General features: G+C 31.2%; 9 protein-coding genes. 2 read left to right on the top strand and 7 right to left on the bottom strand.

Annotation, left to right across the window (positions count from 1 at the left end):
- The first annotated feature begins 10 nt into the window (after nt 1-10).
- Together L2Z92_RS03255 and L2Z92_RS03250 are read left to right on the top strand one after the other, a co-directional pair.
- On the top strand, nt 11-946 hold the full coding sequence (locus L2Z92_RS03255; RefSeq protein WP_236457419.1) for an OmpA family protein: 936 nt from the start codon (nt 11-13) through the stop codon (nt 944-946).
- A 30-nt stretch (nt 947-976) separates the two neighbouring features.
- Nucleotides 977-1,531, top strand: a complete 555-nt coding sequence (locus L2Z92_RS03250) for a hypothetical protein (RefSeq protein ID WP_236457418.1) — start codon at nt 977-979, stop codon at nt 1,529-1,531.
- Nucleotides 1,532-1,562: 31 nt separating this feature from the next.
- Here L2Z92_RS03250 and L2Z92_RS03245 read toward each other — a convergent pair whose 3' ends face one another.
- The 7 genes from L2Z92_RS03245 to L2Z92_RS03215 all read right to left on the bottom strand — a co-directional run bounded on the left by L2Z92_RS03245 (nt 1,563) and on the right by L2Z92_RS03215 (nt 12,538).
- On the bottom strand, nt 1,563-2,774 hold the full coding sequence (locus L2Z92_RS03245) for a BaiN/RdsA family NAD(P)/FAD-dependent oxidoreductase (RefSeq protein WP_236457417.1): 1,212 nt from the start codon (nt 2,772-2,774) through the stop codon (nt 1,563-1,565).
- 59 nt (nt 2,775-2,833) lie between these two features.
- A complete protein-coding gene (locus L2Z92_RS03240; RefSeq protein ID WP_236457416.1) occupies nt 2,834-3,511 on the bottom strand; it encodes a glycerophosphodiester phosphodiesterase in 678 nt (225 codons plus the stop codon).
- Nucleotides 3,512-3,543: 32 nt separating this feature from the next.
- Nucleotides 3,544-5,952, bottom strand: coding sequence for a TonB-dependent receptor domain-containing protein (locus L2Z92_RS03235; RefSeq protein WP_236457415.1), 2,409 nt, complete (start codon nt 5,950-5,952; stop codon nt 3,544-3,546).
- A gap of 177 nt (nt 5,953-6,129) precedes the next feature.
- On the bottom strand, nt 6,130-7,557 hold the full coding sequence (locus L2Z92_RS03230; protein ID WP_236457414.1) for an alpha-amylase family glycosyl hydrolase: 1,428 nt from the start codon (nt 7,555-7,557) through the stop codon (nt 6,130-6,132).
- A gap of 7 nt (nt 7,558-7,564) precedes the next feature.
- Nucleotides 7,565-9,226, bottom strand: a complete 1,662-nt coding sequence (locus tag L2Z92_RS03225; protein WP_236457413.1) for an alpha-amylase family glycosyl hydrolase — start codon at nt 9,224-9,226, stop codon at nt 7,565-7,567.
- Nucleotides 9,227-9,228: 2 nt separating this feature from the next.
- On the bottom strand, nt 9,229-11,604 hold the full coding sequence (locus L2Z92_RS03220; protein WP_236457412.1) for a TIM-barrel domain-containing protein: 2,376 nt from the start codon (nt 11,602-11,604) through the stop codon (nt 9,229-9,231).
- A 1-nt stretch (nt 11,605) separates the two neighbouring features.
- Nucleotides 11,606-12,538: an alpha/beta hydrolase gene (locus L2Z92_RS03215; protein ID WP_236457411.1), complete on the bottom strand. Its 933-nt coding sequence runs from the start codon at nt 12,536-12,538 to the stop codon at nt 11,606-11,608.
- Nucleotides 12,539-12,625 lie beyond the last annotated feature (87 nt).

The following is a 12,625-nucleotide window of genomic DNA, read 5'->3' as shown; positions in this document are numbered from 1 at the left end:
AACAGGTATTATGTCAAGAAAAGCAATTTACCTTCTAGGAATAGTTCTCACAATCCTTTTGGGAACTTGGTTGTATGCTTTATTTTGTTGCAACAATTGTTGTTTAAAGGTTAAAGAGGATCTAAACTCTAAATCGAAAGCATTAAATAATGCGCAAAATGAGTCCAAAACAGCGTTTAGTAAAAATGGTTTTGGGTTCACAACCTCTAATTTGCATTATTCGTGTGCCGATAATTTTACTTTTAATTTTTCTGATGGAAAAGTAGTCTTGCCTATATCAGATTCGATAGATTTAGGAATTTCTAAATTAAAAACAGTTTTAGATTCTTCCGATTTAAAATTTGCAATAAAAGGTTTTTACTCTTCTAAGGAAGAAAATAATTCTATTTTTCCAGATTTAGGTTTAGCAAGAGCTAATGCAATAAAAAATTATTTAGTAGATAAAGGTATTCCTGAACATAAGTTGGAATTATTTAGTGAACTAAATGATAAAAAGTTAATCATAGATGATAATATTGTTCATCAATCTACTTCTTTTGGATGGTTATCTAAGGATATAAATAGTACAGAAAAGAAAGATTGGAATGTTGTTAGGAATGAGATTAAGGCAACTCCATTAGTGCTCTATTTTGAAACGGGTCAGTCGATCATTAATCTTACCGAAAGTGACAGAAAAAAACTTGGAGTCATTGTAGATTATCTCAATCATGTTTCAGATGCTAAGATTGCTATTGAAGGTCATACTGATAATGTTGTTGGAGAGAGAAATACAAACGAATATTATTCAAAAAAACGTGCTGAGTTTGCACAGAACTATTTTATTTCGAATGGAATTCCTGCTCAAAAAATTGAAGTTTTTGGGAAAGGAGCTGCTAATCCTATTGCAGAGAATGAGACAGAAGAAGGTAGGGCGAAAAACAGAAGAGTAGAAGTGACAATTAAATAAGGAAATACATTAACTAACAAATACTAAACTATGAACTTAACTTGTTTTTTAATACCTGCTTTGGTGGGTGTTATTTGCGGAATATTAGGCTATTTATTAGGTAAGCGAGCTTCAGTTGCTCCTGATGAGGAATATAATTCTTTGAAAGATGATTTGGATAGTTGTAACAGAAGGAATTCTCAATTACGATTGGATATGGAACGATTGCGATTTCAAGTTACAGATGCAGCTACAAAACGGGCTTCTTTTACTGAAACTATTCCAGAGAAGAAGAGTGTTGTTCCTTTTGATGGGACAGCTGTTAAAACATTATTTGGAAAGAAAATTAATGAAAACGATTTGAAAATTATTGAAGGAATAGGGCCTAAAATTGAAGAATTATTTAAAAACTCTGGAGTATTAACATGGAAAGTATTATCTGAAATGCCAGTTGAAAAGTGTCAAGAAATTTTGGATAAAGAAGGGGAACGCTTCCAAATACATGATCCGGGAACATGGCCAAGACAAGCTAAACTTTGTTATGAAGGTAAGTGGCAAGAATTAAAAGATTGGCAAGATATTCTAGATGGAGGAAAGGAAAGATAAAAGATAGATAAACCAGCTAATGCTGGTTTATCTATGATATAGCGTTACTAAGAATGAATCCGCTTGTCCAAGCATTTTGAAAATTAAATCCGCCAGTAATTGCATCAATATTAACAATTTCTCCTGCAAAATAAAGAGAAGGTAATACTTTACTTTCCATCGTTTTGAAATTGACTTCTTTTAAATCAATTCCTCCAGCAGTTACAAACTCTTCTTTAAATGTGCTTTTTCCATTTACTTGAAATTGTCCATTTGTAAGTTGTTCTGCTAAAGCAATCATGTGTTTTTTAGACAAATCAGCCCATTTTAATTCATTTGTAATCCCAGCAGCGAGTGTTAAGCTTTCCCATAAGCGTTTAGGGAAATCAAATGGGCAGAATTTTGATATTAATTTTTTGCTATTTACGTCTTTTAGTTCTTTTAACTCCTCTAAACATTCTTCAAAAGTAGTTTCGTTTAGCCAATTAACTTGAAGTATAAAATGATAGTTTTTTTCAAAAAGTATTCTAGCTCCCCAAGCAGAAAGACGAAGTATTCCTGGTCCACTCATTCCCCAATGGGTAATTAATAGTGGTCCAGAAGATTTTAAATTGGTTCCTTTAACTTTAACTGTTGCAGTAGCGGAAAGTCCCATTAAATCTTTTATTCTGTTGTCTTTAATATTAAAAGTGAATAGGGAAGGAACTGGAGGAACAATTGTGTGACCTAACTCGTTTAGCATTTCCCAAACCTTAGGATTGCTTCCAGTAGTCATTATTAATTTCTGACAAAGAAAAGTTTCGGTATTAGTGTCAATTTTCCAACTATCGTCTTTTTTGAAAATAGATTGAACACTTTGTAGTGTTAAGATATCAATTTTATTTTTTTCTGTAGCTTTAAGAAAGCAATCAATAATTGTCTGAGAAGAGTCCGATTCGGGAAACATTCTTCCGTCTTCTTCAATTTTTAAAGTGACTCCATGTTTTTCAAACCATTCAATAGTGTCTCCAGAACAAAATTGATGGAATGGACCTTTTAATTCTCGTTCTCCTCTTGGATAGAATTTTACTAGTTCATTTGGAATAAAACAAGCGTGAGTAACATTACAACGTCCTCCACCAGAAATACGTACTTTAGAAAGTACTTCTTTTCCACGTTCTAAAATTGCGATTTTAAGTTTTGGATTTTTTTCTGCAATGTTTATAGCTGTAAAAAATCCTGCTGCACCACCACCAACAATTATAATGTTATATTTTGAATTCATAGTTTAGATTTGAATCTCTTTCAAAGTTTCTAACTTTTATAGAGATAATAATAAGGGGTTTAAATTCGATCTGGAAAATCGGAAATGATGCCATCAATATTGAATTTTTTAATATATTCAATATCTAACGCCTCATTGACTGTCCAAGTATTAATTTTTAAACCTTTTTGTTTTGCAAAACTACAATTATCTGTGGTTAATAGCGAAAAATGAGGATGAATATAATCTGCATTGAATTCGATTGCCCATTCGATTGCTTGTTCTACACTTGCCTGGGTTAAAACTGCAAGCGGAATTTTTGGATTGAATTTGCAGAAATTAGATAGTTCTTCTTGTTGGAAACTGGAAATAATGAAGTTCGAATAGTCCCATTTTTTATGGTTTACATAGTATTCTACTAAAACGGAAACGGGTTTTGCAGTATTATGTCCTTTTAATTCAATGTTTATATTGCATTTTTTATCAACTAAGTCGAGAACTTCTTCAAGTGTTGGGATTTTATGTTTTTCTCTTATTTTTAATTGGTTGAGTTCTTCAAGTGTCATTTTTGAAATTTCACCAAAACCATTAGTTAATCTTTCTAAAGTAAAGTCATGAAAAACGATGATTTCACCAGATTTACAGATGTGAACATCTAATTCTATAGCGTCAACATTCAATTCGATTGCTTTATGGAAGGATTCTAATGTGTTTTCTACAACATATCCTTTCGCACCTCTATGTCCAATTTTTTGCATAATTCAAATGTATAAAAAATGTACGAATCAAATTAGAATTTATAACTATACCCAATCTTTATTACTTGTGTTTCATGATAATCACTACTTGTGTAATTGAAATTGCTACCTTGAATTTCTTTTTTGATGACTAAGGTATTAAACAAGTCGGAAGCATTTATGAAAAATTCTCCTTTCCCTTTTTGTATGCCTTTTTTGAGTCCCAAATCTACCGTAAAACGTTGTTTTATTTTTCCTTGCGGAATAATATCAGGTGCATAATAAATTGCTGTAAATTGTGCGCTTAGGTTGTTTTTAAAACTGAAATTATTATTCACTTTAAAATTTCCGGATACAATTTTTTGCGTTTCTGCTGAAAAAGTATTTATTGTTGGATATAAATTAATCACACTAAAAGCATTAATTTGGTTTTGGTACACATTAAAATTAATATTCAACTTATAAGAATTAGTGATTTTTTGAGAAATGACGGTTTCTAAACCAGTATTGGAACTTTTACCTGCATTTTGAAAAATTGCATAAATTGTTGGGTTGCTATTTACTGTTGAAGCAATTCTAGTAATGGTTTGATTAGCAAACTTGTGATACAAAGCGTTATAAATGCTACCACTTTCCCAATTGTATTTATGACCTAACTCTATAGTATTCGTAAATTGAGGTCGTAATGATGGATTTCCTACTTTAATAATTTCTGCATCATCATATTTTGGAAAAATTCTAATATCTACTTCGTTTGGACGATCTACTCTTCTGTTATAGAAAATAGATAATTTACTATTGTCATTTAATTTGTAACCAAATCGTAGATTAGGAAAAGGTTGTGTGTAATTGTAACCACTACTTTTATAGGTATTGTGATCTGGATTTACATCATATTGTAAATTCACATATTCTATTCTTAAACCTATTTCGGCTTCATAATTTTTGTTTTCAAAAGAGTAAGTTCCATAAATAGCAGGAATGTTTTCGTTATAATTTGCCCAACCACCAGCATTTACATCTAAAGGCGAATTTAATCCAGGAAAAAATTGCATGTTTACAGGGATATTTCTTTTCCGATACTTAATTCCTGTTTCTATTTTTCCAAATTGTAAGGGTTTTGTATAATCAAAATTAAAGTCAAATACTTTTTCATCTGAAAGTAATTTGAAAGAGTCATAGCCTGTATAGGTTGATAATGTATTAGTGAAAAAATACTTTTCATCTTCTCTATGAAAAGTATAATTTAATCCAGTAGTGTATTGATGACCTGGTTGTTTAAATTGGTGCGTAAACAAAGCTGTTGCCATAGCTGTTGTTTTTAGTTCGTCTTCTAAGAATTGCCATAATCGTATTCGGTTACTAAAATCAGCGTTGAAAAAGGGTTCGTCACCGTTATCTGTGATTTTTTCTGTACCAAATAAACCTGAAACAGTTAATGTATTAGCCTCATTAATATAATAATCTAAACCCACTTTTGTAGTTGTGAAATGAGTATCTCTATTACGTTTTGTTTGTTGGTTTATGATTGTTCCGTCATTATAAGTTCTAGTTACAAATTCGTTTTTATTCAAATTTTGAGTATATAAATAATCCGATTGTAGAAATAAATTGGTTTTGTTTTTTTTATAATTTAAAGCAATGGAAGGATTTATTTTTGGAGTAAAAGTATACTGTGGTCGAATTGTCGGCAAATTTTGTTTTCTTTCCCAAAGACTTCCTAAACCAGTTGTTAAACTTACTTTTCCATTTAAACCTTTATTCTTGTTTTTTTTATAAATGATATTGATGATTCCTGCATTTCCATTAGCATCAAATTTAGCAGAAGGATTGTTTATAATTTCAATTTTTTCGATAGCAGAAGCGGGTAAATTATCTAAACCCGATTGATTTCCAAATCCAGTTAATGCAGTTTGTTTTCCATCAATTAAAACCATTACTTTATCGTTTCCTCGCAATTGTATTTTGCCATCTTGAACGGTTACACTTGGTAGATTTTGCATGGCTTGTAATACTGAACCACCACTTTGACTCACGTTATCTGCTAGAGTATATGTTTTTTTATCGAGCTTTTTGCTCACTTCACTTTGTGTTCCTGTAACAATAACAGTGTTTAACGTTGCAATGTTTTCTTCGATTTCTATGTTTTTAATATCCAGATAAGCGCTTGCATTACCCACATATAAAGGTAGTGTTTTAGGTTTGTATCCAATATAGGATAGTTCTAAAATATAACTTCCGCTCAGAATATCAGTTAATGTAAACTTTCCTTCTTCATTTGAAGCTACTCCAGTAATCATAACATTATCTTTTTCTGATTTTAGAATTATATTTACAAATGGAAGTGCTTCCAAAGTTGTCTTGTCAATTATTTTCCCAGAAACTGTTACCTTGTTTTGAGCAAAACTGACTAATGTGAAAAAAATAAAGAAAAAAAAGATTTTTTTTAATTTGATACCCACTTTAAAATGTTTTTTTATAATTAATAATAAGGCTGTTCTCTTTGTTAAACAATCAAAATTAATTAGACAATCTGTATCAAATCTATGGTTTACTAAAACGTTTTTTTGTAAACTATTATATAAAAAAGCACGAATCAACTTAATCGATTCGTGCTTTGTGAAAAATAAATAAACTAATTATTCTAAGATTACAAATTCCCAAGGTTTCATTTTAAGTTTTTGATTCTTTTCAATGAAGAAATCTGAGTTAGTATAAATGTTTTTAAACTTACCCATAGTTTGAATTGTAAATTCTTGATTCTCTTTAGACATGTTACCAATAAAAATGATTTTTTTTCCGTTTTTCTCTCTTTCGAAAGCGAGAACTTTATCGTTGGACGTTGTATTTATTCTTTTGTAAGAAGCTTTGTCTTTTCCTCCATTTAGTGCAGTTTTCTCTGTTTTAAGTTTTCCTAATTTTTTGAAAATCTCCCAGTTTTTACCTTTTGTTTTTGGAATAGTATCTTTTTCGAAGAATTTTAAACGGTGATCTAGTCCATATTCGTCACCACTATAAATTAGTGGAATTCCTGGAGTTAAATAGGACAAAGCCATCATGATTTCTGAAGCCTCTTCCATTCTTTCAGAAATAGTTCCATTCCAGGAATTTTCATCATGATTGTCTACAAAATTCATTAAGATGTCGTTTGCTTCATACTCTTTCGTTCTTTTTTCCATATAGCTATCCCAAGCAGATACATCTTCTTTTCCTTGAGCTATTTTATTCATTGCATGATGGCCATCCCACGCATAACCCATGTCAAACAATCCATCTTTGAATAATTCTGGTTCCCAAGCTTCTGCCAGCATGAATATGTTTTTTTCTTTACGCAATTGAGGAACTGCTTCTTGCCAAAATTCGGTAGGAACAGAACCTGCTACATCGCAACGAAATCCATCTATACCTTCATTGTTTAACCAATATTTCATGTCGTTAACCATGGCTTTTCGTAAACCTTCATTTGAATAATCTAAGTCGGCTACATCTGTCCAATCGGTATCTTTTGGATGTGTAATTTCTCCTTTATCGTTTTTTGTATAAAACTCGGGATGTTCTTTCAACCATACATGATCCCAACCAGTATGATTAGGAACCCAATCTAATATTACATAAATGCCATTGTCGTGAGCCATTTTTACTAATTTTCTAAAGTCTTCTATTGTTCCGAATTCAGGATTTATTGCTTTAAAATCAGAAACTGCATAATAACTTCCTAAATATTTTGATTGTTCTGATTCTGGCATTTCTGAAGCAAATTTGCTGTCTTTTCCTCCAGTTGCTTTTCTTTTTGTTTCCGAAATAGGAAAAATTGGCATTACCCAAATAATTTTAACACCTAATTCTTTCAGTTGCGGAATATCTTTAGTGAATTCATTGAATGTCCCTTCTGGAGAATATTGACGAATGTTTGCTTCATAAATAACAGCATTTTCAGCCATTTCTGGTGAAAATTGTGCTATTTCTTTTGTCTCTTCAATAACAGGTTGTGCTACTATTTCCTTTTTTTCTTCTTTACAACTAAATAAAGTGGCTAGAAGTGTTAGTGTTAGAATTGTTTTTTTCATTTGTTATTTATTGTTTTTCAATTAATAGAATGGTAAATGGTGTATTGAAAGTAGCTTTTCCATTTTGGACAGTTGCTTTAGTATTCGAATAGGTATCGATAACAATGTCTTCATTCTTGAAGATACTTCCAACTGCTATTTCTTTTTCTCCTTTCGGTATATTTAAGGCAATGATTACTTTGTCTTCATAGTCAGATGCTGAATAGACTCTACTAAATGTGTAAGGTAAAGAAGCGATTAATGTGTGTTTTCCAGCTCCAACAGAAGGATGGTTTTTTCTAAACTGTCCTAGTTTTTGAAAATGATTTAACACTTCTTTTGTTTTCGGATTCGTTTTGATGTCTTCCCAGTTCATCAAAGAACGTAAAGTAGCATCTCCTTCAGTTCCTGAAATGTCTAGAGAACGAGCGGTTTCATCTCCATAATATATTTGTGAAATTCCAGGAGTTAATAGTAATTTTGTTCCCGCTTCAATTGCTTTTTCTCGTTTTTTGTCGAAAGGAGAACCATCATCATGAGAACTTATATAGTTCATGACACTGAATCCTTTTAGGCCATTTTGTAATGTGTTTGAATACGGAGCAAATAGTTCTTCATAAGATTTATTAGCATCACTTTTAAAATCAAAATTGATTAAACTATTAAAACCATGAGCAAAATAATCTACTTTTTTATCTCCAAAATCATAAAGTTTTTTACCTGAAATACCATAACCATATACTTCACCCACTAAAAAGAAGTCGTTGTTGTCTAAAACTTTTGTTGGGTTGTTCTTTTTGAAAGTATCAAATTTTGTTTGACAAACTTTAGCAAATTCGCTCCAAACATCTTCATAAGTGTGTTTGACTGTATCAACACGATAGCCGTCTATCCCAAAATCTACAATATAATCAGAAAGCCATTTCATGATGTAATATTTTGGAGCTCTTGGATAGCCTGTTTCCTTGAAGAAAGTATCTAATTCTGCTATTTCTTCCTCATAATGTCCTTCTTTTTTCCATTTTTCGACAAGCATTGGAGGTAATTCAACAGCATCATTATTTTCCGTTTTTATATCTGGAAGGTTCTCAACTAAAGTGCAATTGATGTTATTTCCATAGCTGTCATAGGTACATTTAGGTGAGGTTCTTACCCATTCGTCAGGATAAACTTCATCTTTTTCAGTTACTGGACCAGTATGGTTAATTACTGCATCTAAAATAATTCTGATTCCTTTTGCATGTGCTTTTTTAACTAATTCTGCCAAATCTTTTCGCGTTCCAAAATTCGGATCTAAGTTCGTCCAATCTTTTGCCCAATAGCCATGGAAACCATAAGAATTTCCTGTTCCTTCATCTACTGAACCATGAATTTGTTCCACAATTGGAGTCATCCAAATAGCATTTATTCCTAAATCTGTAAAATAGCCTTCCTCTATTTTTTGAATAATTCCACGAATGTCTCCACCTTTAAAGCCACGTAATTTAGCTGCTAATTTGTTTCTCTCTAGAAGATTATCATTTAAAGTATCACCATTGTTGAAACGATCGGTTAAAAGGAAATAGACATTGGCTGCTTTCCAAACAAAAGGAGTTGGTGTTTTTTCTGTGTTATTACCAATTGCTTCTTTTTTTTGATTACAACTAATTAAAAGTATAGATGTAAGGAAGAATAGAATTGTGTTTTTCATTTTTAAAATTGTATTTCTATTTGAGCTTTTTTATCGTTTTCTAAAACAATTTTTAGGTCTAAAGTGTTTGTGGAGGAATCTAATTTATATTTTGTTTTTTTAGAATTCACTGTTATTATTTCTGGTTTTTTAGAAATATTATGAATTTTTAAAGTGACTTCTTTGTCTGTATTTGAAATTAATTCATGATCAGATGCTACTCTAATTTCTAGTTTTTCCTCTTTGAATTTACTTCTGAATGTTACTTTTTCAAATTTATTATCCTTAAAAGTATTTGTAGAATAGCCATCATCATTAAATAACTTTCCTGATGAAATTTTCCTTGAATCATCAAAATAGAAATGCAAATCAAATTGTTTTAAATTATAATTATCTGTGGTTTGAACCAATTTTGCCATTGGAATAAAACTACCACCACGAACAAATGTTGGAATATTATCTTCGTTTAGTTCAACTATTTGTGTTGTGCCACCTTGGTATTTTTTTCCTGTGTAGAAATCATACCAATTGGCTGTATTTGGGAAATAAACCTCTTTTGTTTTCTGATTAGATACTGTAACAGGATAAACTAGAAAATCATTTCCCCATAAATAACCATCAGATTTTGTAAGTAACGCTTTGTTATTCTCTTCTTCGAAGAACAAGGGGCGCATTAAAGGTTTTCCAGTTTGTGAATTTTCAAAAGCAATGTTGTAATTGTATGGTAATAATTGATAACGCAATTCTATAGCTTCCTTAGCGAGTGCTTTTGCTTTGTCACTTCTAAAAACTGGTTCAGAAGGAACATCTTCTTGTGCATGTGGACGGAAAATTGGATTGAAAACTCCATATTGTAGCCAACGAATGTATAATTCATCGTCTAAATTATCTCCTGCAAAACCACCTAAATCAGAATGCATATAACCTAAACCCTGCATTCCCATTTGTAATGAAATCTCTGTTTGTCCTGAAAGTCCACCCCAAGTTCGGTTTACATCACCACTCCAAGGAATCATTCCGTAGCGTTGCGAACCTGCTGCTCCAGCACGCATTAAAATGAAAGGCCTTTCTGTGGGGAAATCTTTTCGATAACCGTCATAAATAAGTTTAGCCCATTCGTGACCGTAAATATTATGAACTTCATCTGCTTTTCCAGCAAAAGTGTTAGCAGATGAAGGAAAAACTTCTGGCTCACCTAAATCGCCCCAAATTCCTGAAACACCTTTGTTGTGTAGATCTTTATAAATTGTCCAAAACCATTCCTTTCCTTCGGGTTTAAAAACATCTACTAAACCCGTATTTCCGAAATAAAAATCCCAAGTTGCAGGTGAACTATCGTTATTTGTGGCTAAGACCTTTTTTGCTTTTGCTTCTTTCCACTTTTTAGAATTAGTCAAAATGAAAGGTTCTGTTATGGTAACCGTTTTTACACCTTGTTCTTTGAAATCAGCTACCATTTTCTCGAAATTAGGAAAACTATCTCTAAAGACTTCAAGATTTCCCATTGTCCCTTTCATCTCTTTTCCAAACCAATATAAATCTAGAATGATTGCATCTACAGGAATTTTTTCATCTTTGAATTTCTGAATGGTTTTTCTAGCCTCTGCTTCTGAATGATAACCAAAACGTGAGGAAAAATTACCTAAAGCCCATCTTGGAGGCAAGGGTTGTCTTCCTGTTAGTAAGGTGTAGTTTGAAACTAAATCTTCCCAAGTGTCGCCTACGATAATTTGATAAGTTTTTCTTCCTGAAATGGTTTCATAGGTTAAAGTGTTATTTTTTTTGCTATCTAAATCTAAATAACCAATTGGAGCATTGTCAAAATGAAGCATATACTTTTTTGAAGAAATGACTATTGGTAAAGTATAGTTCATTAATTCCGACTTGTTTTCGTAGCCGTAATGTGCTTTGTTGTATAGTTGTAGTTTATTTCCTCTTCTGTTCATGCCTAAAACACGTGCACCACCACCATATAAAACTTCATCTGAAGTTAAATTGAAATCGAGTGTTTCTGTACTGTCTTTTTTAATGTAACCGTTTTTTTCGGAAAGGATGAGTTTGTTCTCTTTATCTAGGTAAGAAATTTGAAATGGTTTTTTAGTAATTACTATTTTGATATTATCAGTTACTATTTTAATCTCATTCTCGTTTTCTAAAATTTCATTTTTGAAGAATCCATTTTCCATTACTTTAGAATGTGAACTGGAATTGAATTTTTCATTTTTTGGAACGAATGATGTTTCAATTATTTTATTATTTAAATAATTGAATAAATACTCACCGTCATTTGTTTGAATTGAAATTGTTTTGTCTTTTAATTCAAATTTAGAAAATTGTCTACTCGCATTTTGAGAAAATGAGAGCGTTGTGATAAGAAATAGTAGTACTAGTTTTTTCATTTTATTTTTTTAACATAAATAAGAATGGTATATCAAGACGTTTTTGCCAAGATAATTCGGTGTGGTTTTCTCCTTCAAAACGTAAGTTCTTGAAATTCTGAATAGAATAACCTTTGTCGTAAAACAGTTTGTTTACTGTGTCTTCATATTGTGGATAAAATTGGTCTAGGGTTTCTGTTCCAAAATCAAAATAGAATTTATGATTTTCTGGAGAAGGAATTTTTTCTTTTAAATAAGCAAAGAATGATGCAGGAATAGGGTTGTTGTTTTGTGGTATCATTCCTGGCCAATGTGTTGAAATACAAATTGCACCACTAAATACCTCTGGATATTCACAAATTCCATACATAGACATTAAGCCACCCATGCTTGAACCACCAATAAATGTGTTGTTAGCCTCTTTTAGGGTTGAAAAATTAGCATCAACATAAGGTTTTAATTCTTCAACAATGAATTTTAAATAGTTATCTCCATTAAAATCTTCTTCTGTAATTTTCATTCCTCTTTTTTGTGCTTCTGCAAAAACGGAATCTTTTACTTTTTTTGGAATATAGTTTAATGTTTTAGTAGGGTATAAATCGAGAAAACGAATGTTAGGTATATTGTGAATTCCAACAATGATAAAATCAACAACCTTTTTTTCATTCATTAATTTTGAAGCTATTTCATCTGTCATCCATTCTTGCTTGTTCCATGTTGAATTACCATCAAATAAATTTTGTCCATCATGCATATAGATAACACTATATTTTTTTGACTTTGAGTATTCTTTTGGAAGCCAAATGTCTACATTTCTAGGAGTGATATTTTTTGTTGGAAAATTATCAATTCTTGTAATTGTACCTTCTACTTTGTCTGATTCTGGAAGGATATTTGTTTTTTGTTGTGCAAATGTTATTGTTCCAATAAGAAATAATAAAAATACTTTTTTCATATATGTAAAATTTAATTTGTTAGCGGTCATATATGGTGTCGCTTTTTAATCATTGGTGTTTGTTTACACCAAACATGTTGTTAATGG

Source organism: Flavobacterium jumunjinense (assembly GCF_021650975.2).
In the GTDB taxonomy this organism is placed as follows: Bacteria; Bacteroidota; Bacteroidia; order Flavobacteriales; family Flavobacteriaceae; genus Flavobacterium; species Flavobacterium jumunjinense.
The sequence above is the reverse complement of the archived record's forward strand: the minus strand, read 5'-3'. Positions and strand labels throughout refer to the sequence as shown.

Excerpts from the sequence above, each read along its gene's own strand:
- L2Z92_RS03255 (WP_236457419.1), top strand. The coding sequence starts at position 11 with ATGTCAAGAAAAGCAATTTACCTTCTAGGAATAGTTCTCACAATCCTT.
- L2Z92_RS03240 (WP_236457416.1), bottom strand. The coding sequence starts at position 3,511 with ATGCAAAAAATTGGACATAGAGGTGCGAAAGGATATGTTGTAGAAAAC.
- L2Z92_RS03220 (WP_236457412.1), bottom strand. The coding sequence starts at position 11,604 with ATGAAAAAACTAGTACTACTATTTCTTATCACAACGCTCTCATTTTCT.
- L2Z92_RS03230 (WP_236457414.1), bottom strand. The coding sequence starts at position 7,557 with ATGAAAAAAACAATTCTAACACTAACACTTCTAGCCACTTTATTTAGT.
- L2Z92_RS03215 (WP_236457411.1), bottom strand. The coding sequence starts at position 12,538 with ATGAAAAAAGTATTTTTATTATTTCTTATTGGAACAATAACATTTGCA.
- L2Z92_RS03250 (WP_236457418.1), top strand. The coding sequence starts at position 977 with ATGAACTTAACTTGTTTTTTAATACCTGCTTTGGTGGGTGTTATTTGC.
- L2Z92_RS03245 (WP_236457417.1), bottom strand. The coding sequence starts at position 2,774 with ATGAATTCAAAATATAACATTATAATTGTTGGTGGTGGTGCAGCAGGA.
- L2Z92_RS03225 (WP_236457413.1), bottom strand. The coding sequence starts at position 9,226 with ATGAAAAACACAATTCTATTCTTCCTTACATCTATACTTTTAATTAGT.